At 71.5% G+C, this 22,134-nt stretch carries 16 protein-coding genes and 1 pseudogene; 4 read left to right on the top strand and 13 right to left on the bottom strand.

Annotated features, from left to right (window positions below; all coding sequences use genetic code 11):
* Positions 1 to 19 precede the first annotated feature (19 nt).
* Positions 20 to 2,914: a vitamin B12-dependent ribonucleotide reductase gene (locus AB0F82_RS23600; protein WP_362631041.1), complete on the bottom strand. Its 2,895-nt coding sequence runs from the start codon at positions 2,912 to 2,914 to the stop codon at positions 20 to 22.
* A gap of 145 nt (positions 2,915 to 3,059) precedes the next feature.
* A complete protein-coding gene (nrdR, locus tag AB0F82_RS23605; RefSeq protein ID WP_030821262.1) occupies positions 3,060 to 3,572 on the bottom strand; it encodes a transcriptional regulator NrdR in 513 nt (170 codons plus the stop codon).
* A gap of 474 nt (positions 3,573 to 4,046) precedes the next feature.
* On the opposite strand from nrdR, the gene lexA reads away from it, so the two are divergent.
* Positions 4,047 to 4,841 carry a transcriptional repressor LexA gene (gene lexA / locus AB0F82_RS23610; protein ID WP_356810462.1) on the top strand — a complete coding sequence of 265 codons (795 nt, stop codon included), beginning with the start codon at positions 4,047 to 4,049 and terminating at the stop codon, positions 4,839 to 4,841.
* Between the two features lie 72 nt (positions 4,842 to 4,913).
* On the opposite strand, the gene AB0F82_RS23615 is transcribed toward lexA, so the two are convergent.
* The 5 genes and pseudogenes from AB0F82_RS23615 to AB0F82_RS23635 form a co-directional block, all read right to left on the bottom strand.
* Positions 4,914 to 6,884, bottom strand: a complete 1,971-nt coding sequence (locus AB0F82_RS23615; RefSeq protein WP_362631044.1) for an ATP-dependent DNA helicase — start codon at positions 6,882 to 6,884, stop codon at positions 4,914 to 4,916.
* Between the two features lie 54 nt (positions 6,885 to 6,938).
* Positions 6,939 to 7,243, bottom strand: a pseudogene (locus AB0F82_RS23620) (IucA/IucC family C-terminal-domain containing protein); the annotation flags it as partial.
* A 125-nt stretch (positions 7,244 to 7,368) separates the two neighbouring features.
* Positions 7,369 to 8,076, bottom strand: a complete 708-nt coding sequence (locus AB0F82_RS23625; RefSeq protein ID WP_362631046.1) for a GNAT family N-acetyltransferase — start codon at positions 8,074 to 8,076, stop codon at positions 7,369 to 7,371.
* A gap of 33 nt (positions 8,077 to 8,109) precedes the next feature.
* The gene (locus tag AB0F82_RS23630) at positions 8,110 to 10,470 is read right to left on the bottom strand and encodes an IucA/IucC family protein (RefSeq protein ID WP_362631048.1); all 2,361 of its coding nucleotides are present in this window, start codon (positions 10,468 to 10,470) and stop codon (positions 8,110 to 8,112) included.
* 20 nt (positions 10,471 to 10,490) lie between these two features.
* Entirely contained in the window at positions 10,491 to 11,852 is a 1,362-nt protein-coding gene (locus AB0F82_RS23635; protein WP_362631134.1) for a diaminobutyrate--2-oxoglutarate transaminase family protein, read from the bottom strand.
* Between the two features lie 294 nt (positions 11,853 to 12,146).
* Here AB0F82_RS23635 and AB0F82_RS23640 point away from each other — a divergent pair, with 294 nt between their 5' ends.
* Positions 12,147 to 13,316 (top strand): trypsin-like serine peptidase, encoded by a 1,170-nt coding sequence (locus tag AB0F82_RS23640; RefSeq protein ID WP_356810466.1) that lies wholly within the window; start codon positions 12,147 to 12,149, stop codon positions 13,314 to 13,316.
* 110 nt (positions 13,317 to 13,426) lie between these two features.
* On the opposite strand, the gene hflX is transcribed toward AB0F82_RS23640, so the two are convergent.
* From hflX to miaA, 6 genes are all read right to left on the bottom strand, one after another.
* Positions 13,427 to 14,932, bottom strand: a complete 1,506-nt coding sequence (gene hflX, locus AB0F82_RS23645; RefSeq protein ID WP_362631050.1) for a GTPase HflX — start codon at positions 14,930 to 14,932, stop codon at positions 13,427 to 13,429.
* 132 nt (positions 14,933 to 15,064) lie between these two features.
* A complete protein-coding gene (locus AB0F82_RS23650; protein WP_362631052.1) occupies positions 15,065 to 16,552 on the bottom strand; it encodes a M1 family metallopeptidase in 1,488 nt (495 codons plus the stop codon).
* Positions 16,553 to 16,653: 101 nt separating this feature from the next.
* Positions 16,654 to 18,735 carry a RelA/SpoT family protein gene (locus tag AB0F82_RS23655; RefSeq protein ID WP_362631054.1) on the bottom strand — a complete coding sequence of 694 codons (2,082 nt, stop codon included), beginning with the start codon at positions 18,733 to 18,735 and terminating at the stop codon, positions 16,654 to 16,656.
* Between the two features lie 140 nt (positions 18,736 to 18,875).
* The gene (dapF, locus tag AB0F82_RS23660) at positions 18,876 to 19,751 is read right to left on the bottom strand and encodes a diaminopimelate epimerase (RefSeq protein WP_362631055.1); all 876 of its coding nucleotides are present in this window, start codon (positions 19,749 to 19,751) and stop codon (positions 18,876 to 18,878) included.
* A 53-nt stretch (positions 19,752 to 19,804) separates the two neighbouring features.
* On the bottom strand, positions 19,805 to 20,317 hold the full coding sequence (locus AB0F82_RS23665) for a hypothetical protein (protein ID WP_356810508.1): 513 nt from the start codon (positions 20,315 to 20,317) through the stop codon (positions 19,805 to 19,807).
* Positions 20,318 to 20,449: 132 nt separating this feature from the next.
* Entirely contained in the window at positions 20,450 to 21,388 is a 939-nt protein-coding gene (gene miaA, locus AB0F82_RS23670; RefSeq protein WP_356810471.1) for a tRNA (adenosine(37)-N6)-dimethylallyltransferase MiaA, read from the bottom strand.
* A gap of 227 nt (positions 21,389 to 21,615) precedes the next feature.
* Between miaA and AB0F82_RS23675 the strand changes: the two genes are divergently transcribed.
* Positions 21,616 to 21,783 carry a gliding motility protein gene (locus AB0F82_RS23675; protein ID WP_362631057.1) on the top strand — a complete coding sequence of 56 codons (168 nt, stop codon included), beginning with the start codon at positions 21,616 to 21,618 and terminating at the stop codon, positions 21,781 to 21,783.
* Between the two features lie 23 nt (positions 21,784 to 21,806).
* Positions 21,807 to 22,052, top strand: coding sequence for an antitoxin (locus AB0F82_RS23680; protein ID WP_030027316.1), 246 nt, complete (start codon positions 21,807 to 21,809; stop codon positions 22,050 to 22,052).
* The last annotated feature ends 82 nt before the right edge of the window (positions 22,053 to 22,134 follow it).

Consider the following 22,134-nt stretch of genomic DNA (forward strand, 5'->3'; position numbering starts at 1 on the left):
CGCACCGCTGCGCCCTCTGTCAGCTGCAGCCGCTGGTGGAGCCGCAGCCCTCGCAGATGTAGCAGGAGCCGGCCCGCTGCATCTTCGTGCCGCAGGAGAAGCACAGCGGGGCGTCCGCGGAGACGCCGAGCTGCATCTCGACCAGTTCGGCGCTGCTGTGGGCCGTCTTCCGCTCGGGCGCCGGGACGGCGACCGGGGTGGACTGCTTCGGGGCCGACGGCACCGCGGCGAGCGGGGCGGACTGGGCCAGCGCCTCGGTGTCCACCTCGTCCTCGAGCGGCTCGTAGGAGCCGGTCTCCAGGTGGCGCTGACGCTCCTCGGCGGTGTGGATACCGAGGGCCGAGCGGGTCTCGAAGGGCAGGAAGTCCAGCGCCAGGCGGCGGAAGATGTAGTCGACGATCGACTGCGCCATCCGCACGTCCGGGTCGTCCGTCATGCCGGCCGGCTCGAAGCGCATGTTGGTGAACTTCGAGACGTAGGTCTCCAGCGGCACGCCGTACTGGAGGCCGACCGAGACGGCGATCGAGAAGGCGTCCATCATGCCCGCGAGGGTCGAACCCTGCTTGGACATCTTCAGGAAGACCTCGCCCAGACCGTCGTCCGGGTAGGAGTTCGCGGTCATGTAGCCCTCGGCGCCGCCCACCGTGAAGGAGGTGGTGATGCCCGGACGGCCCTTGGGGAGGCGCTTGCGGACGGGCCGGTACTCGATGACCTTCTCGACGGCGGCGCGGATGGTCTCCTCCGTCTTGGCGGTGACCTCCTCCTTCTCCTCTTCCTTCTTCTTGGCGGAGAGGGGCTGGCCGACCTTGCAGTTGTCGCGGTAGATCGCGAGCGCCTTGACGCCCAGCTTCCACGCCTCGAAGTAGATCTCCTCGATCTCTTCGACGGTCGCCGACTCCGGCATGTTGACCGTCTTGGAGATCGCGCCGGAGATCCAGGGCTGGATGGCGGCCATCATGCGGACGTGGCCCATCGCGGAGATGGAACGCTCGCCCATGGCGCAGTCGAAGACCGAGTAGTGCTCGGTCTTCAGACCCGGGGCGTCGACGACCACGCCGTGCTCGGCGATGTGGGCGACGATGGCCTCGATCTGCTCTTCCTGGTATCCCATGCGGCGCAGGGCCTGCGGGACGGTGCCGTTGACGATCTGCATCGAGCCGCCGCCGACGAGCTTCTTGAACTTGACCAGGGCCAGGTCCGGCTCGACACCGGTGGTGTCGCAGGACATCGCGAGACCGATGGTGCCGGTCGGCGCGAGGACGGAGGCCTGGGAGTTGCGGAAGCCGTTCTTCTCGCCGAGACGCAGGACGTCCTGCCAGGCCTCGGTGGCCGTTGCCCAGATCGAGTTGTCCAGGTCGTCGGTGCGCGGCGCGACGGCGTTGGCGTCGGCGTGCTGCTTCATGACGCGCTTGTGCGCCTCGGCGTTGCGGGCGTAGCCGTCGTACGGGCCGACGATGGCGGCCAGCTCGGCGGAGCGCTTGTACGCGGTACCGGTCATCAGCGAGGTGATCGAGGCGGCGAGGGTGCGGCCGCCGTCCGAGTCGTACGCGTGGCCGGTGGCCATCAGCAGGGCGCCGAGGTTGGCGTAGCCGATGCCCAGCTGGCGGAAGGCGCGGGTGTTCTCGCCGATCTTCTGGGTCGGGAAGTCCGCGAAGCAGATGGAGATGTCCATCGCGGTGATGACGAGCTCGACGACCTTGGCGAAGCGCTCGGCGTCGAAGGACTGGTCGCCCTTGCCGTCGTCGTTCAGGAACTTCATCAGGTTCAGCGAGGCGAGGTTGCAGGACGTGTTGTCCAGGTGCATGTACTCGCTGCAGGGGTTGGACGCGGTGATGCGGCCGGACTCGGGGCAGGTGTGCCAGTTGTTGATCACACCGTCGTACTGGATGCCCGGGTCGGCGCAGGCCCACGCGGCCTCGGCAAGCTTGCGGAAGAGCGCCTTGGCGTCGACCTTCTCGATGACCTCGCCGGTCATGCGGGCACGCAGGCCGAACTCGGTGCCGTTCTCGACGGCCGTCATGAACTCGTCGTTCACTCGGACGGAGTTGTTGGCGTTCTGGTACTGGACGGACGTGATGTCGTCGCCGCCCAGGTCCATGTCGAAGCCCGCGTCGCGCAGGGCGCGGATCTTCTCCTCCTCCTTCACCTTGGTCTCGATGAAGGCCTCGACGTCCGGGTGGTCCACGTCCAGGACGACCATCTTGGCCGCGCGGCGGGTGGCGCCGCCCGACTTGATCGTTCCGGCGGACGCGTCGGCGCCGCGCATGAAGGAGACCGGGCCGGAGGCGTTGCCACCCGAGGAGAGGAGCTCCTTGGAGGAGCGGATGCGGGAGAGGTTCAGGCCGGCGCCGGAGCCTCCCTTGAAGATCATGCCCTCTTCCTTGTACCAGTCGAGGATCGACTCCATGGAGTCGTCGACGGACAGGATGAAGCAGGCTGAGACCTGCTGCGGCTGGGGCGTGCCGACGTTGAACCACACCGGGGAGTTGAAGCTGAAGATCTGGTGCAGGAGGGCGTAGGTCAGCTCGTGCTCGAAGATCTCCGCGTCGGCGGGCGACGAGAAGTAGTCGTAGTCCTCGCCGGCCTTCGTGTACGTCTTCACGATCCGGTCGATCAGCTGCTTCAGACCGGTCTCGCGCTGCGGGGTGCCGACCGCGCCGCGGAAGTACTTGCTGGTGACGATGTTGACCGCGTTCACCGACCAGAAGTCGGGGAACTCGACGCCGCGCTGCTCGAAGTTGACCGAGCCGTCGCGCCAGTTGGTCATGACGACGTCACGGCGTTCCCAGTTCACCTCGTCGTAAGGGTGCACGCCGGGGGTGGTGTGGATGCGCTCGATACGCAGGCCGCCCTTGGCAGCCCTGGTCCCCTTGGCGCGGGAACCACGTGCCGAGCTGCTCGCCGTCTCTGTCATGCCGCTGCCTCCCATATGCGGGCAAAAACGCCCTAAAGTGCCAGCGATATTCCGCGGCACAGTGCTGTGTCTCTGTATCTACGTCTCTTCGCACGGCCGACCGGCCACGACCCGGTGCACGAGCACCACGCCGCGGGCAGCCCGGTCAGTCGGCGGCGGAGGCGGGCACGGGGACCGAACCGGTCCCGCCGTGCTCGCACTCTTCAGGGTGAGGCCGCGGCACGCGGAGCTCCGCGATGGCGGTCTCGAAGTCTTCGAGGGTGTCGAACGCTTTGTAAACGGACGCGAACCGCAGGTACGCGACCAGGTCGAGTTCCTGCAACGGGCCGAGTATGGCCAGACCCACGTCGTGGGTGGTCAGCTCGGCACTGCCGGTGGCGCGCACCGCCTCCTCGACCCGCTGGCCGAGCTTGGCGAGGGCGTCCTCGGTGACCGGCCGCCCCTGGCACGCCTTGCGCACGCCGGAGATGACCTTGGTACGGCTGAAGGGTTCGGTCACCCCGCTGCGCTTGATCACCATCAGCGAGGCCGTCTCCACCGTCGTGAAACGACGGGAGCAGTCGGGGCACTGACGGCGCCGGCGGATCGACGTGCCGTCGTCCGTGGTGCGGCTGTCGACGACGCGGCTGTCGGGGTGCCTGCAGAAGGGGCAGTGCATGGTTCCCTCACCCTTCCTTCTCGGCACGACTGAATCACCCCACAGAGCCCCTGAACGACGGAGACGGGCTCTGTCGGGGGCTCGCGGAGCAGCCCCCAGCATATGCGATCCCAGGCGCCTCAGCGGACCCAGGGACCACAACTTCTGGGCGGCCGCGCTCATCCAACCACTAGATCTTGGGTTGCGGCGGATTTGGACGCCTCTGCGTGTCGCGGCGTCCGATAGCCGGATGAAGGGCCTTGCGGTGCCACACTGGGGGCAGGGCCGGACGGCGGCGACCCGACCGGGAAGGGTACCGTAAGCAGCGGGAGACGGACCGAACCCGCGTTCGTCGATCCGATCGTCCATACACCCCGCGATTTACCCACGCAGGGCGATCTGCGATTTTTCACTCGAACGTGTGTTTGGCGCAACCTTTCGAAAGCAACTACCGTTGTCCAGCTAGGGAGAACATTTCGAGAGGGGCCGACCGACGTGACCACCACCGCAGACAGTGCCGCCATCACTGCCCAGAACCGCTCCCAGAGCCGACTTGAGCCGGTGCATGCCATGAACGACGCAAACCTGAACCCGGACGCGGACGCCGCAGTGCGCCCCGCACGCTCGCTGCCAGGTCGACCTCCAGGCATCCGCGCCGACAGCTCCGGGCTCACGGACCGGCAGCGGAGGGTCATCGAGGTCATTCGCGACTCCGTGCAGCGCCGGGGCTACCCGCCGTCGATGCGGGAGATCGGCCAGGCCGTCGGCCTGTCCAGCACGTCGTCGGTGGCACACCAGCTGATGGCCCTGGAACGCAAGGGCTTCCTGCGCCGCGACCCGCACCGGCCCAGGGCCTACGAGGTGCGCGGCTCGGACCAGCCCAGCTCGCAGCCCACGGACACCACCGGGAAGCCCGCCGCCTCCTACGTTCCCCTGGTCGGCCGGATCGCGGCCGGCGGTCCGATCCTCGCCGAGGAGTCGGTCGAGGACGTGTTCCCGCTCCCCCGCCAGCTCGTCGGCGACGGCGAGCTCTTCGTCCTCAAGGTCGTCGGCGACTCGATGATCGAAGCCGCCATCTGCGACGGCGACTGGGTCACCGTCCGCCGCCAGCCCGTCGCCGAGAACGGCGACATCGTCGCAGCGATGCTGGACGGGGAAGCCACCGTCAAGCGCTTCAAGCGCGAGGACGGCCACGTCTGGCTCCTCCCGCACAACGCCGCCTACCAGCCGATCCCCGGTGACGAGGCGACCATCCTCGGCAAGGTCGTCGCGGTCCTGCGCCGCGTCTGACCCCGCCGCTCCCTAGCCAGCCCCCGGGACCCACTGCGCCGGTCCCGGGGGTTGTTCTGTTCCTTGCGAGTACTACGTGCCGTCGGCCTGGGCCGTGGCGTCGATCGCGGCGAGCGAGCGGCGGACCTGGTTGCGGTCCGTGGTGTACCAGAAGTCCGGCAGCGTGGCCCGGAGGAAGCTCCCGTACCGGGCGGTGGCCAGGCGAGGGTCCAGGACCGCGACGACGCCACGGTCCCCCGTCGCCCGAACGAGTCGGCCCGCGCCCTGCGCCATCAGCAGGGCGGCATGCGTGGCGGCGACGGCCATGAAGCCGTTGCCCCCGTGCTCCTCCACCGACTTCTGGCGGGCGCTCATCAGCGGGTCGTCGGGGCGGGGGAAGGGGATCCGGTCCATGACCACCAGCTGGCAGCTGGGACCGGGCACGTCCACTCCCTGCCACAGCGACAGCGTTCCGAACAGGCAGGTCTTCGGGTCGGCGGCGAAGGCCTTGATCAGCTCGCCCAGCGTCTCCTCACCCTGGAGCAGGATCGGGTTGTCGATCCTGCCGCGCAGCTCCTCGGCGGCCGCCTTGGCGCCGCGCATGGAGGAGAACAGCCCGAGGGTGCGGCCTCCCGCCGCCTCGATCAGCTCGGCGAGCTCGTCCATCATGTCGCCGCGGGTGCCCTCACGGCCCGGCGTGGCCAGGTGCTTGGCGACGTAGAGGATGCCCTGTTTCGGGTAGTCGAAGGGCGAGCCGACGTCCAGGCCCTTCCACAGGGGCACGTCGTCGCCCTCGACGCCCTCCGGGGACAGCCCCAGGGACGCGGCGACACCGTTGAAGTCGCCGCCGATCTTCAGGGTGGCCGAGGTCAGGACCACCGAACGGTCCTCGAAGAGCTTCTCGCGCAGCAGCCCGGACACCGACAGCGGGGCGACCCGGAGGGTGGCGCCGAAGCGGTCGTGGCGCTCGTACCAGACCACGTCGTACTCGGAGCCGTTCGTGATCCGCTCCGCCACCGCGTGGATGCTCTCCACCGCCGCCAGGGCCTGCTTGCGGACCGCGTCCTCGTCGTGGACGGATTTGTCCCGGGTGGCGCCGATCGCCGAGATCACATTGCGCGCGGCGTCCCGCAGGGACATCAGGGCGTAGCCGAGGTCCTCGGGGATCTGCTCCAGGCGGCCCGGGAGCGCCAGCTCCATCACGCGCTCGAAGGATTCGGAGGCGGTCTGGAGCGCGTCCGCGGTCTTCTCGTCGACCAGCTTGGCCGAGCGCTTCACGGCCCGGTTGACCTGGCCGGGAGTGAGTTCGCCGGTGGCGACCCCGGTCACCCGGGAGACCAGCTCGTGGGCCTCGTCCACGATCAGCACCTCGTGCTGCGGCAGCACCGGCGCGCCCTCGATGGCGTCGATGGCCAGCAGCGCGTGGTTGGTGACGACCACGTCCGCGAGCTTGGCCCGCTCGCGCGCGGCCTCGGCGAAGCACTCGGCTCCGTACGCGCACTTCGTCGCGCCCAGGCACTCGCGGGAGGAGACGGAGATCTGCGACCAGGCCTTGTCCGACACACCCGGCGTCAGGTCGTCGCGGTCGCCGGTCTCCGTCTCGTCGGCCCAGTCGCGCAGGCGCAGCAGGTCCTTGCCGAGCTTGCTCGTGGGGGTGGCCGCCTCGAACTGGTCGAAGAGGCCCTCCTCCTCGTCCTGCGGAGCGCCCTCGTGCAGGCGGTGCAGGCAGAGATAGTTGGACCTGCCCTTGAGCATGGCGAACTGCGGCCGGCGGCGCAGCTGCGGATGCAGTGCGTCCACCGTCCGGGGCAGGTCACGCTCGACGAGCTGCCGCTGGAGGGCGAGGGTCGCGGTGGCCACGACCACGCGCTCGCCGTGGGCGAGGGCCGGCACCAGGTAGCCGAGGGACTTACCGGTGCCGGTACCCGCCTGGATGAGCCGGTGGGAGTTGTCGTCGATCGCTTCGGCGACGGCTTCGGCCATGGCCACCTGGCCGGGGCGCTCCGTGCCGCCGACGGCGGATACGGCGGCGTGCAACAGGTCGGGGAGGGAGGGCTTCGTCATAGCACTGCCAACCCTACGGGGCCCCGCTGACACCGGGTGCACACCGACGGGGATTCATGGCCGGTGGAGGGGGTTGGGCACGGTGCCGTACTGCACGGCGTGCGGGCGGTCGGGGCGGTCACGGCACCCGTCCTCGTACAGCCGGTTCCTGTTGGGACACAGCCTTGTGATGCGCTCGCCGAGCAGGTCGAAAAGCTCGTAGCGGTCCTTCCGCTCCGGGAAGCGGGCCTGGTGGCGCAGGGCCTCGGCCCGTACGAGCGACCAGAAAGCGCCCTCCGGGACGCCGAGGCGGTCCTCGCAGAGGCCGATCGATAGCGGAAGACTCCGATGAACAGACCGCAGTGGATGAATTGCGGCAGGAGTCGGCGGGCTCGGCGAGCATCGGCACGAAACGCCTCGAAGATCGGGAACTTTGCTGCGCGACGCAGAGTTTTCCAAGGGAGAGGTGCGGACGACGAGGCGGTCGGGGCGTGCGGGGCGGCGATCAGAGGAGGTTGCGCAGCACCCGCTCCCGGACCATCAGGGCGGCGCGCTTCTCGGGAAGGTCGATTTCCGCATGGCAGCGGAAGCCCGAGCCGAGGAAGGCCGATACGGAGGGGGTGTTGCGGATGTCCGGTTCCGCGACGACGCGTGTGCAGCGGGGGCGGTTGCCGAGTACCAGGTCGGCGACGGCACGGAGCAGGGCCGTGCCCAGCCCGCGTCCGCGGTTCGTGCCGTCTCCGATGAGCAGGTGGATACCGGTGTCGTGGGGGCGCGCCGGGTAGTGGCGGGAGAGCGGGTCGAGGTCGGCCCTGTAGATCTCCCAGTAGCTCATCGGCGTGCCGTCCAGGAGGCCGAGGCAGGGGATGCTCCGGCCGTTGCCGTCGATCTGCGACCGCAGGTGGGCCGCGGTGACCTCGGCGGGGCCGGCGAGCTCCCAGTAGGCGGCCACTTCGGGATCGTTCATCCAGGCGGTGAGGAGCTCCAGGTCTCGGCCCGGCCGTACGGGTTCGAGGCGGAAGGCTCCGGCCCGGGTGGCGACGCTCCCCCACGTGGCCGGTGAGTCGAGCAGGTCGGCCTCGGCGAGCAGGGGCAGCAGGTCGGCGTTGAGTCGTTGTGCGTTGGTGTGCCGGCGCGCGCCGAAGGCGTTGGCCGCGTCAGCGGCGTCGAGGCCGGGTGCGGCGGGATCGGCGGCGGTGTCCGTGAGGCGCATCGGGGGCTCTCCTCCGCGTCGGGCGCCGACGCGTCAATCGTGAAGGGGGTTGGTGATGGTGACGTAGACGGACTGGGTGTCGACGGGGCCGACCAGTTCGTCGAGACCGCCCAGGCGGGTGAGCAGGTTCGCCTTGCAGCGCAGGGTGGGCGAGTCGAGCAGCCGCGTGGGGAGCGGGCCGAGGCCCGCGGCCTTGGCGAGGAAGCGGCGGAAGGCGGCGAGGAGGACGCGTTCGTCGGCGAGGCGCTGGGAGCCGAAGGCACCGATCAGGCCGAGCACGTTGTTGATGCCGAGGTAGTAGGCGAAGCGTTCGTCGGTGACGGAGTCGGAGACGAAGGTGTCGCTGCGGCCGCCGATACCGGGCAGCCGTTGCTCCAGCTCCGCGCGGCGGGATTCGCGGAAGTAGTAGCCCTGGTTGTCGCGGTAGCGGCCGCCGGTGGGCCAGCCGGCCGGGTCGAGGAGCACCAGCGTGTTCTGCTGGTGCGCTTCGAGGGCGATACCGGCGAGGGCGTCGAAGGCGAGGACGGGCAGGACCACGTGGTCGAGGTAGCGCAGGAACCACTCGGCGGCGACGGCTGAGGTGGTGTGTCCGGTGGCGGAGGCGAGACCGGTGACGATCTCGGCGAGCCGGGAGCTCATGGTGGTCCGGCCGGGCCATGGGCGGGGAGAGGTGAGCGCGGCGACGCAGACGGCGTCGTCGCCCGAGCGGAAGGGGTTGTGACGGAGCAGGGCGTCGAGACCGGCGACGGGGGTGCCGTCCGGGGCGTCCACGGCCACCCAGGCCGGGTCGCGGACGATGTCGAAGCCGGGGTGGGCCGCCTGCCACTGCTCGGCGAGGCCGGTGCGGAGCAGCCGGTGCACTTCCACGCCTCGGTGGAGTTCCTTGCGGAGGTTCTCGCGGCGGGAGTTGGTGATGCGCAGGGCCAGGGAGAGCTTCAGCATCGCGGGGGCGCCCGGACGGTGGACGGTGCGGACGGAGGAGGTCGGGTACCAGGCCTCGCCGTGCGGGCCCAGGTCGTGCAGGAGTCCCGCGTCGTGGAGGGCGGTGACGGAGGGGCGCTGGAGGAGCTCGCGGGCCTGCCAGGGGTGCAGGGGAAGGGGGGTGGTGCCGTCGGGCAGCGGAAGTCCGGGGGCGAGTCGGCCGAGGAGTTGCGGCGCGGAGACGGGGCGGCCGCGCTCGGTCCAGGCGGATTCGGTGGCGAGTGCGGAGGGGTCGACCGCGAACCAGTGCAGGGGGAAGGAGCCGTGGAGTTCGGGTGAGTAGTGACGGGCCTCGGTCTCGGAGAGTCCTTCGCGGCTCTTCGGGTCCGGCTGGAGGGGGTGGCCGAGGAGAAGTGACTGTTCGGCGGTGAGGAAGCGGTCCCCGCAGGCGGGGGCCGGGGCGGTGGGACGCTCTCGCCGGTCGGCGATGAACTCGGTGGTACGGCGCACCGAGTCGGCGACCCGGCCGACGAGGTCGGAGCTGCCGCGGCCGTCGCCCGCACCTTCACGGGCGATGAGGGCGGCGAGGGTGACGGCGTCCAGGCACGGCGCGGTGGCGGCGGTGCCTTCGAGGCGGGCGGGGCCGAAACGGTGCCAGCCCGCATGGGACCAGTGGCGGACACCGACCAGCACGGCGGTGCCCGATGCGGGAAGGGGGATGCGCAGGGGGCTGTCGGCGGGGCCGTCGGGGCGGTGGAGTCCGGATTCGCGGACCCAGCACCTCAGGAGGTTCTCCACCGCCGCGGCTTCGGCGGCGAGGGCCGGGTCGGGGTGGTCCAAGGGGTCGGGTCCGGCGGTCGGTTCCGGTCGGACGAAGCCCGGCCAACCGGTGCGGGCTCTGGGGGTGCCGTCCTTCTGCCGCGGCACGGTGGCGGTCGCCGCGGTGTCGGCGGCGGGCTGCGGGGACGGCACCACTGGGGTCGACTCGGGCGTCGGGGGGTGAGCGGCCGTGATCCCGTCGGCGTGGGCGTCGATGTGGGCGTCGGCGGCGGCGCGGTGTCCGGTGGCCGGCTCGGCCACCGGGCTGTGCGGGTCGGTGGCCTGGACGTGCTCCCCGCGCCCGGGGGTGGGGGCGGCGGGTGATGCCGTCGCACCGGCGGCCGGGGCGGGCGCGGTGGGCGGCTGCGCCGGGGCAGGGTCCCGCACGGGGTCGGCGGCGGGCGCGGGTGCGGCGGCGGGCGCCGGGGCCGGCTGTCCCGGGGCGGCGGCTGCGGGCTCGGGGTGCGTCGGCGCCGTACGGACCGGGTCGGGCAGTGGCTGCGGGTCGGCCGGCCCTTCCGGGGCGGTCGCGGGCACGGAGATGGCAGAAGCCGCGTTGTCCACAAGGGGGTTGGGGCGGACCGGTGTGCTCGGCGTGAAGGGCGCGGTCGGGGTGAGGGGAGTGGTCGGGGTGGACTGGTGCGGCTCTGGCATCACGGGTCCTCCGGTGCGGGTCAGCGGGTCCGGCGGGCGGCGGCCGGGAGGGCGTCGGCCAGGCGGTCGAGGACCGCCGCGGCCTGCTCGTCGGTCAGGGTGAGTGGGGGGAGCAGGCGGACCACGGCGCTGTGGCGGCCGCCGAGTTCGACGATCAGGCCGCGTTCCAGGCACTCCTGGCGGACGGCCTCTGCGAGGGCGGGTGCGGCGGCCCCGGTGTCGGGATCGACGAGTTCGAGGCCGATCATCAGGCCGCGGCCCCGGACGTCCCCGATGCAGGGGTGGCCGGCGGCCAGGCCGCGCAGCGCCGCCGTCATCCGGTCGCCGAGGACGGCGGCGCGTTCCGCGAGCCGGTTCTCGCGGACGAAGGCGAGCGTGGCGGTGCCTGCGGCCATGGCGAGCTGGTTGCCGCGGAAAGTGCCTGCGTGGGCGCCGGGTGCCCACACGTCCAGGCCCGACCGGTACACGATCACCGCGAGGGGCAGGCTGCCGCCGATCGCCTTGGACAGGACCATCACGTCGGGCACCACCCCTGCGTGGTCGACGCCCCAGAAGGCTCCGGTCCGGCCGACCCCCGTCTGGACCTCGTCTGCGATGAGGGGGATCCCCCGCGACGCGGTGATCTCCCGCATGCGGCGCATCCAGCCGTCCGGGGCGGGGTTGACCCCGCCCTCGCCCTGCACGGGTTCGACGATCAGGCCGGCGGGCAGGGGGATGCCGCCCTTGGGGTCGTCGAGAAGGTTCTCCGTCCAGCGTGCGGCGAGTTCGGCTCCCTCGGGGCCTCCGACGCCGAACGGGCAGCGGAAGTCCTGCGGGTAGGGAAGCCGGGTGACGCGTCCCTCGGTAGCGCCCCCCGAGGCTTCCAGGGCGCCGGCGGTCATGCCGTGGTAGGCCCCGGTGAAGGCGAGCAGTCCGGAACAACCGGTTGCGGTGCGGACCAGTTTGAGGGCGGCTTCCACGGCGTCCGTGCCGGCGGGTCCGCAGAACTGGATGCGGGCGTCGGCGGCCAGCGCCGGCGGCAGGTTGGCGAACAGCTCGGTGGTGAAGGCGTCCTTCACCGGTGTCGCGAGGTCCAGGACGTGGAGCGGCGCACCCGAGTCGAGGACACCACGGACGGCTTCCAGCACCACCGGGTGGTTGTGTCCGAGGGCGAGGGTGCCGGCGCCGGAAAGGCAGTCGAGGTAACGCCGGCCGTCGGCACCCTCGATGGTCAGCCCGCGGGCCCGCACCGGGACGATGGGCAGGGAGCGGGCGTACGTCCGGGCTGCGGACTCCCGCTGCGCCTGCCTGCGCAGGATGCCGTCGTGACCTGCTGCGCGGCCGGTCTGCGGCGGTACTTGCGGCGGCACTTGGGGGGTTGCTTGCGGCACTGTCCGCGGCATTCCCGGCGGCGGGGTCTGTGTCGCGGCCGCCGCCCCGGCCGGCTCGGTGTGTGCCACGAGTGTCGCTCCTCCCGCACTGACTTCACTTACGGATTGCGCTTCGAACACCAACGCTCCCCCCTCCCCCGTACGTACCAACGACGGTGACGGCGACGGATCACGGGTGGGCGCAAGATCCTTGGTACTCAAGAAATGAGCAAAAGGAACCGCTGACCCGGGCTGTGTCGTCCTCGGCGGCAGCGGCATAGTGGGGGGCTCCACTCCACGCCTCGAACCTCCAGGGGGACGAACTACATGCGACCGAACCGACCGGTCACCGCGACGCTGTGCGCGGCCGCCCTCGTGCTGACCGCCGCTGCCTGCGGCCCCGGCGACGGGGAGGCCGGCGCCGACGCCAAGCCGACCGTGGCGGCGAGCCTGCCGAACACGGACGGGATCAAGATCCCGGACCAGCTCAAGCAAAAACTCAAGGAACGCGGCATCGACCTGGAGAAGTGGAAGGGGGGTGAGTGGAAGAACTGGAAGCAGGAGGACTGGCTCCGCGAGGCGGGCGACTACATAAATCCGGTCATCGAGGACCTCTGGGACCCGGACCGCATGCGTGACGCCGAGCAGCCGCAGCGCCCGTCGGTCGACCCGGACGCGGGCAAGGACCAGGGCGTCACCGACCCGACCCCGGCGCCGGTGGCGGCCAAGCCGGCCAACGCGCCCTACCACAAGAGCGTTCCGGAGTCCGGCAAGGTCTTCTTCGACGGCCCCGAGGGCTCGATGGTCTGCTCGGCGACCGTCGTCAAGGACCCCGCCCACCCCGGCAAGTCCAACATGGTCTGGACCGCCGGGCACTGCGTGCACGCGGGCAAGGCGGGCGGCTGGTACCGCAACATCGCCTTCGTGCCCTCCTACAACAACGCCGGCAAGCCGTCGGCGCAGCTCAAGGGCGCGCCCCGCGAGCAGGTGGCCCCGTTCGGCGTGTGGTGGAGCGACTGGGCGCAGACCTCCGACCAGTGGATCGCGACCGGTGGTCCGACCGGCGGCGCGGGCGCTCCGTACGACTTCGCCGTGCTGCACGTGACGCCTGAGAAGGGCAGTGGCAAGTCCCTTGAGGAGACGGTCGGTTCGGCACTCCCGGTGGAGTTCGCCGCGCCCGCCGTGCCGAAGGTCGCGAGCCTGACGGCGACGGGTTACCCGGCGGCGGCCCCGTTCGACGGCCAGAAGGCCTTCCAGTGCACGGACAGGCCGGGACGGCTGACCCTGAGGGCGAACGAGCCGGTGATGTACCGCATCGGCTGCACGATGACCGGGGGCGCCTCCGGCGGCGGCTGGGTCGCGGCGGGCGCCGACGGCAAGCCTGCGCTGGTGTCGAACACCTCGATCGGCCCGGCCAAGGCGGGCTGGCTGGCCGGACCGCGGCTGGGTCCGGAGGCGAAGGGCATCTTCACCGCGGTCAGCAACAAGTTCAAGTAGGCGGCAGCCGGTAACCGGCAGCCGCCGGCGGCGGACCGCCCGGAGCGATGACGAACGGCTGAGGGCCCCCTGCACACCGCAGGGGGCCCTCGGTCTTCAGAAGCCCGGGACTACTGCTTCGCCAGCGCGTACGGCGCCAGGTCCGCTGCCAGTTCCTGGTGGACGCGCGCCTTGAGCAGGGTGCCCTCCGGGGTGTGCTCCTCGGAGATCACCTCGCCCTCGGCGTGCGCCTTGGCGATCAGAGAGCCACGCGTGTACGGCACCAGGGCCTCCACCTCGACCTCGGGCCGCGGCAGCTCGGAGTCGATGAGCGCGAGGAGTTCCTCGATGCCCTGGCCCGTCCGCGCCGAGACGGCGATGGAGTGCCGCTCGATCCGCAGCAGCCGCTGCAGGACGAGCGGGTCCGCGGCGTCGGCCTTGTTGACCACCACGATCTCGGGCACGTTGACCGCGCCGACCTCGCGGATGACCTCGCGGACCGCCGCCAGCTGCTCCTCCGGCGCCGGGTGCGAGCCGTCCACGATGTGCAGGATCAGGTCGGAGTCGCCGACCTCCTCCATCGTGGAGCGGAAGGCCTCGACGAGGTGGTGGGGCAGGTGCCGGACGAATCCGACCGTGTCGGCCAGGGTGTAGATGCGGCCGCTCGGCGTCTCGGCCCGGCGCACGGTCGGGTCAAGGGTGGCGAACAGCGCGTTCTCCACCAGCACGCCCGCGCCCGTGAGGCGGTTGAGCAGCGAGGACTTGCCCGCGTTGGTGTAGCCGGCGATGGCGACCGAGGGCACCTTGTTGCGGCGCCGTTCCTGCCGCTTGATGTCACGGCCGGTCTTCATCTCCGCGATCTCCCGGCGCATCTTCGCCATCTTCTCGCGGATCCGTCGCCGGTCGGTCTCGATCTTGGTCTCACCGGGGCCTCGGGTGGCCATGCCGCCACCGCCGCCGCCGCCCATCTGCCGGGACAGCGACTGACCCCAGCCGCGCAGTCGCGGCAGCATGTACTGCATCTGCGCGAGCGCGACCTGCGCCTTGCCCTCTCGGGACTTGGCGTGCTGGGCGAAGATGTCAAGGATCAGTGCGGTCCGGTCGACCACCTTGACCTTGACGACGTCTTCGAGGGCGATGAGCTGGCCGGGGCTGAGCTCACCGTCGCAGACGACGGTGTCGGCGCCGGTCTCCATGACGATGTCACGCAGCTCGCGGGCCTTGCCCGAACCGATGAAGGTGGCCGGGTCCGGCTTGTCGCGGCGCTGGATCACGCCGTCGAGGACGAGGGCACCAGCCGTCTCGGCGAGGGCCGCGAGCTCCGCGAGGGAGTTGTCCGCGTCCTGCACCGTGCCGGAGGTCCAGACACCTACGAGGACGACGCGCTCCAGGCGGAGCTGTCGGTACTCGACCTCGGTGACGTCTTCGAGCTCGGTGGAAAGGCCGGCCACGCGGCGCAGGGCCGCGCGCTCGGAGCGGTCGAACTGGTCGCCGTCCCGGTCTCCGTCGATCTCGTGGCTCCAGGCGACGTCCTCTTCCATCAGGGCGTCGGCCCGAAGGCCCTCGGTGAAGCTCTGCGGGTCACGCACGTCCCGTGCGTCCCGCTCGTCCTGGGAAGGGGAAGAAGAGGAGGTCATTGGATCCTTACGTCGATTCGAATAGCGGTGTCACGCCTGGCGGGACACGTTGGCTGTCTCGTCCAACGTGTCACACGGCCCGGGGATTCCCCGAACGGACCCGTCGATGGTGACATGCCCGTTCCTCGGCGGTCACACTCTTTTCCCGGCGGGCGCGGTCTTGCCCGGGGCCGTCCTGTCCGCCGCCGGCGGCGCGCTCCACTCCGGGTGCCCCGGCATCGGCGGGGTCTTCGTCCCGTACAGCCACGGCTCCAGGAAGTCTCCGAGGTCGCGGCCGGCCTCCAGCGAGGCCAGGCGTACGAAGTCGGCCGTGCCCGCGATCCCGTCCCGGTACTGCGCGACCCAGCGCCGCTGGATGCGGTCGAAGGCCGGGGCGCCGATCTCCTGCCGCAGCGCGTAGAGGATCAGCGCGGAGCCGTCGTAGACCACCGGCCGGAACAGCCCGATCTTCTCGCCGGGCGCGGCGGCCTTCGGGGCGGCCGGGGGGCCGCCCGCCGCCCGCCACTGGTCGGAGCGCTGGTACGCCTCGCGCATGCGCCGCTCCAGGGAGTACTTGCCGAGCCCGTCCGCGTACAGGGCCTCGTACCAGGTGGCGTGTCCCTCGTTGAGCCACAGGTCGGACCAGGTGCGCGGGGTGACGCTGTCGCCGAACCACTGGTGGGCGAGCTCGTGGACCATCACCGACTCGACGTACCACTCCGGGTAGCCGTCGCCGGAGAACAGGCTGCTCTCGAAGAGCGAGAGGGTCTGCGTCTCCAGCTCGAAGCCGGTCGTTGCCCGTGCGATCAGCACCCCGTAGTTCTCGAAGGGGTAGCGGCCGACCCGCTCCTCCATCCACTCGATGTGGCCGGCGGTCTTCTTCAGCCAGGGGTCGAGCCGCTGCCGGTCGGCGGCGGGGACCACGTCGCGCAGCGGCAGCCCGTGCGGTCCGGTCCCGTGCACGACGGCGGAGCGGCCCACGGAGACCTGGGCCAGCTCGGTGGCCATCGGGTGCCTGGTCCGGTACGTCCACGTCGTCGAGGGGCCCGTGCGCAGGGCCGGGGCCACCTGGTAGCCGTTGGCGACGGCCGTCAGCCCGGCGGGGGCGCTGATGCGGAAGGTGAAGAGGGCCTTGTCGGCGGGGTGGTCGTTGCAGGGGAACACGCGGTGGGCGGCGTCCGCCTGGTTGGCCATGGCCAGACCGTCCTCGGTGGGCACCCAGCCGCCGTCCGCGCGGCCGCGCGGGTCACTGGTGTGCCGGACCGTGATGCGCAGCGGGCCGCCGTCCGCCACCGCGCGGCGCGGGGTCAGCACGAGGTCCTCCCCGACGCTCTCGTACCGTGCGGGTTCCCCGTTGACCTCGGCGGACGCCACCTTGCCGTGCGTGAAATCGAGGTTGATCCGCTCCAGCGGCGCCGTCGCCCGGGCGTCGATCACGGTGACCGCATCGAGGGGGCTCTTGTTGTCCTTGTACGTGAAGGACAGGTCGTACGAGAGGACGTCGTAGCCGGGGTTCCCCAGCTCGGGGAAGAGCCGGTCGCCGATGCCCAGGGGCTTCGGCGGGGGCAGTACCGCGGCGACGAGGGTCAGGGAGGCCGCGGCGAGCAGGGCGGCGCGCAGGCGGGGGGAGGAAAGCTGCATCCACCACCGCTTACCAGCGCACGCGGCGGGGCCGGGTACGGCGCGCGACGGATCCACCCGAACGGGGTCTTCCGAACGGGACCTTCCGGCGCCGTACCGGTCTAGGCGCGGCTGACGTCGTACACGCCCGGTACGTCCCGCATGGCGCGCATCAGGGCGGGGAGCCCGGCCGCGTCGGGCAGCTGCAGGGTGTAGGTGTGCCGGACCCGGCCCTCGACCGGGGGTTCCACGGTCGCGGAGACCACCTCGACGCCCTCGTGTGCGATGGCCTCGGTCAGGTCCGCCAGCAGATGGGGGCGGCCGAACGATTCAGCGAGCAGGGTGACCCGGCAGTCGGCGGTCGCCCGCCAGTGCACGGCGACGGAGGTGCGCCCGACGGCGCGCATCTGCGCCACGGCCGCGCAGTGGATGCGGTGCACGGTGACGGCTCCGCCGCGGACCAGGAAGCCGGCGACGGCGTCCGGCGGCACCGGGGTGCAGCACCCGGCCAGCCGTACGGTGGCGTCCGGCAGGTCGGCGACGGCGTTGGCCCCGCCGCCCCGGGCTCCGACCACCGACAGCGGTGCCCGCGCGGCCGTGGTGGTGGCCATGGCACGGTCGGGGTGGGTCTCCAGCCAGCTGCTGATGGCGATGCGGGCGGCGGGTGTCCGGGCGTGGTCCAGCCATTCGGCCGCCGGTCCGGAGGAGGCGTCCTGGGCGAGCAGCAGCTGGACGGTGTCGCCGTCGGACAGCGACGAGGACAGGGAGGTGAGGCGCCCGTTGACGCGGGCGCCGATACAGCTGTGGGCCGCTTCGCCGTGCTGCGCGTAGGCGGCGTCGATACAGCTGGCTCCGGCCGGGAGGCCCAGGGTGCCGCCGTCGGCCCGGAACACGGTGATCTCGCGGTCCTGTGCCAGCTCGGCGCGGAGCACGGTCCAGAAGGTGTCGGGGTCGGGGGCGGACTGCTGCCAGTCGAGCAGCCGGGACAGCCAGCCGGGCCGGGTGGGGTCCACCCGCTCCTCGTCCGGGTCGGCGGCGGCGTCCGGCGTGGCGGTGGCGTACGGGTTGCCGAGCGCGACCACGCCGGCCTCGGCGACGCGGTGCATCTGCCGGGTGCGCACGATGACCTCGGCGACATACCCCTCGGGGGTGGCGACGGCGGTGTGGAGGGACTGGTACAGGTTGAACTTCGGGGTGGCGATGAAGTCCTTGAACTCCGATACGACCGGGGTGAAGCAGGTGTGCAGCTCGCCGAGCACGCCGTAGCAGTCGGCGTTCTCGCCGACGAGTACCAGGATGCGGCCGAAGTCGGAGCCGCGCAGCTCGCCGCGCGAGCGGGCGATGCGGTGCACGGAGACGAAGTGCCGCGGCCGGACCTGCACTTCGGCGCTGATGCCCGCCTCCCGCAGGACGGCCCGTACGGAGTCGGCGATGCCGGGCAGCGGGTCGCGTTCGCCGGCGTGGGCGGCGATGAGGGCGCGGGTGCCCTCGTACTCCTCGGGGTGCAGGATCGCGAAGACGAGGTCTTCCAGTTCGGTCTTGAGGGCCTGCACGCCGAGCCGTTCGGCCAGCGGGATGAGGACGTCGCGCGTGACCTTGGCGATGCGGGCCTGTTTCTCGGGGCGCATCACGCCCAGGGTGCGCATGTTGTGCAGCCGGTCGGCGAGTTTGATGGACATCACGCGGACGTCGTTGCCGGTGGCGACGAGCATCTTGCGGAAGGTCTCCGGTTCGGCGGCGGCGCCGTAGTCGATCTTCTCGACCTTGGTGACGCCGTCGACGATGAAGCAGACCTCGTCGCCGAACTCGGCCCGGACCTGATCGAGGGTCACGTCGGTGTCCTCGACGGTGTCGTGGAGCAGAGAGGCCGTCAAGGTCGTGGTCTCGGCGCCCAGTTCGGCGAGGATGAGGGTAACGGCGAGCGGATGTGTGATGTACGGCTCACCACTTTTCCGCATCTGGCCGCGGTGGGAGCTCTCCGCGAGGAGGTAAGCGCGCCGCAGAATGGACATATCGGCGTCCGGATGGTGGGCGCGGTGCGCCTCCGCGACGTGGCCGATCGCGTCCGGGAGGCGGTCCCGGGACGTCGGCCCGAGCAGCGCCGCGCGCCCGAGCCGGCGCAGATCGATCCTGCTCCGGCCCCGTCTGCGGAGCTCAGGGCGCGCTTCGGGGTGTGCTTCGGGGTTCGTGGCCTCTGCACTCATGGGCACCTCCGGCGGCTTCGACCGGCGGTGGCGGGCATGGGGTGCGCCCTCAGGGCCGGTGCCTGATGTTACCGACCCCACCACGTGGCGCAGTCCACCTCTCGCACAGCGTGAAACGGATCACCCATTAGAGGGAAGCTTCAGGAGAAAGCCGTTTCGGTGAGCCAGGCCGCGTCGAACTCACCGGCGGCCACGATCACGGCCGGGCCGGTCATGTCGATCCGGCCGTCGGGGTGTTCGGTGATGACGAGCGTTCCGCCGGGGAGGTCGACGGTGTACGTGGCCGGTTCGCCGGTGGCTGCGGGGTCCGCGCCGTCACGGCGGATGGCGGCCACGGCGACGGCGCAGGCGCCGGTGCCGCAGGAGCGGGTCTCGCCGGAGCCGCGCTCGTGGACGCGCATGGCGACGTGCCGGGGGCCGCGGTCGACGACGAACTCGACGTTGACACCCGCCGGGTAGGCGGACGCCGGGCTGAACGGCGGGGGGGTGAACAGGTTCCCCGCGTCGTCGAGGCTGTCGACGAACGCGACCGCGTGCGGGTTGCCCATGTTCACGTTGCGGGCGGGCCAGCTGCGCGGTCCGACGCTGACGGTGACCTCGCCCTCGGGGAACGCGGCACGGCCCATGGAGACGGTGACGTCGCCCCCCTTGTCGAGGTGCACGCGCTTGACGCCGCCGCGCGTGGCGACGGCGAGGTCGCCCGGTTCGACGTGGCCGGCGTACTGGAGGTAGCGGGCGAAGACGCGCACGCCGTTGCCGCACATCTCGGCGACGGAGCCGTCGCTGTTGCGGTAGTCCATGAACCACTCCGCCTCGTCGGCCAGGTGCGCCGCCTCCGGGTGCGCGGCGGACCGGACGACGTGCAGCACCCCGTCACCGCCGATGCCGGCGCGCCGGTCGCAGAGCTTCGCGACGGCGGAGGCGGGCAGCTCGATGGCGTTGTCGGGGTCCGGGACGATCACGAAGTCGTTCTCGGTGCCGTGGCCCTTGAGGAAGGAGAGGGTGGTCTGCGTCACCCGCCCATCGTACCCAGCCGCAGCTCAGAGGGGCCGGAGCGTCCGAGGGGCGGTCAGCGGAGCCGGGCCACCCGGTACACAGCGAGGCCTACGACGACCAGTGCGACCGCGGCGTACAGCGCGGCCATGCGCCAGTCGGGGCGGCGGCCGCTCCCCCGGGCCGGAAGCCCGGGCCAGGTGTAGCCGACCCGTCGGGCGGCCATCATCCCCCAGCCTCCGGCGCAGCAGCTGATGAGGAAGCCGAGCATGGCGACCACGGCTCCGCCGTCGCCGAACTCGAAGGCGAGGGGGAAGGCGAACATCAGCGAACCGGCGGCGGCGAGCATCACGATGGGGGCGATCTGCCACACGCGCAGGCGGCGCTGCGGCCGCAGTTCGACCTCGAACTCGGGTCCGGCGGCCGCCTCGGCCTCGGCGGTGTCCGGGGCGTCCGGGCCGTCGGGGGTCAGCCGCGCGGGGTCGGCGGGCAGCCCGAGGCCCGCGGGTCCGTCCGCTCCGCCGAGAAGCATCGGGTCCGCTTCCCGCCGGGTGTCGTCCCGCCCGGTGTCGCGAGGGCCGGCCTCCATCGCCACGCGCCCTCCCCACTCGGACTCAGTACGCCGCCATGCTTCGCAGGTGATCGCACCCGCTGGAGTTTGATGATGGCACGCCCTCAGCCCCGCTACGGGCGCCCGGAGCGTCCCGATGCCATCACGTGATCAGGCTGTAACCGCTCGTTCGACCAACGACTGCGCGAGTCCGGGGAGTTCCGCCCGGTCGGCGGCGGCCCCGCTGAGCCAGTGGACCCGCGGATCGCGGCGGAACCAGGAGTCCTGCCGGCGGGCGAACCGCTTGGTCGCCCGCACGGTCTCCGCCCGGGCCTCGTCCTCGGTGCACTCGCCGGCGAGCGCGGCGAGCACCTGCTGGTAGCCCAGTGCCCTGGAGGCGGTGATCCCGTCGCGCAGCCCGCGGGCCTCCAGCTCGCGGACCTCGTCCACGAGGCCGTCCTCCCACATCCGGTCGACGCGCAGGGCGATCCGCTCGTCGAGCTCGGGCCGGGCGACGTCGACGCCGATCTGGACGGTGTCGTAGACGGACTCGTGGCCGGGCAGGTTCGCGGTGAACGGCTTGCCGGTGATCTCGATGACCTCCAGCGCGCGGACGATGCGGCGGCCGTTGCTGGGCAGGATCGCCCGGGCTGCCTCGGGGTCGGCGGCGGCGAGCCGGGCGTGCAGGGCGCCGGGGCCGCGCAGCGTGACCTCTTCCTCCAGCCGGGCGCGGACCTCGGGGTCGGTGCCGGGGAACTCCATGACGTCCAGAGCACCGCGGACGTACAGGCCGGATCCGCCGACGAGGACGGGGGTGCGGCCCTCGGCGAGCAGTCTGTCGATCTCCAGCCGGGCCAGCCGCTGGTACTCGGCGACGTTGGCGGTGTCGGTGACGTCCCAGATGTCGAGGAGGTGGTGCGGGACACCGCCGCGCTCCTCGGTCGTCAGCTTGGCGGTGCCGATGTCCATCCCCCGGTAGAGCTGCATGGAGTCGGCGTTGACGACTTCGCCGTCGAACCGGCGGGCCAGGGCTACGCCCAGGTCGGACTTTCCTGCCGCGGTGGGACCGACGACGGCGATGACCCGCGGGGCGGGGGCTGCATTCCTCACGGCCCCAGTCTCGCAGCCCCCGGTCAAGACACGCTCATGTACCCGATCGAGCTACGTGACGGGGTGGGGGCGAGGTCGTTGCCCTGGCGAGGTTCCGGCCGGGCGTACGCCGTGCGTACGCCCGGCGCAGGCCGGTTCGGTGAACGCGGAACTTCATTCACACGCGTAACGTTACGGGAGTAGACATGGGCGTTTTTGATCGGTTTTTTCGTCGTAAGGGCGAGGCCGTGACCGAGGAGGTCGCGGCCGCGGCTCCGGCGGCAGAGTCCGGTGCGGCGGACGAGGCCGAGCCTGCTGTCGCGGAGGGCGAGCCGGCGGAAGCCGCGGAGATCCCGAAGCAGCAGTCGGCCGAGGTGGCCGCGGACAGCGAGGCCGGCGAGGGCGCCCGTACGTAGCGAACGCCAACGGAAGGTGACCCATGGGCCTGCTGGACAATCTGAAGGCCAAGCTCGCTCCGGCGAAGGACAAGGTCGGCGACCTCGCGCACCAGCACGAGGGCAGGATCAGCGAGGGTCTGGACAAGGTCGCCAAGGCCGTGGACTCCAAGACCAAGGGCAAGTACAGCGGCCAGATCACGAGCGGGACGGGCAAGGCGAAGGACGCCCTGGGAAAGATCGCGCACAAGGACGCCCCCGGCGGCCAGACGCCGCCGGCCGCCTCCTGACGCGCTACGGGAACGCCGAAGGGGCGCGGAACCAGCTGATCCTGGTTCCGCGCCCCTTCGGCGTTCCCGGGCCCGTGGGCCG

Source organism: Streptomyces virginiae, assembly GCF_040638905.1.
GTDB lineage: Bacteria > Actinomycetota > Actinomycetes > Streptomycetales > Streptomycetaceae > Streptomyces > Streptomyces virginiae_B.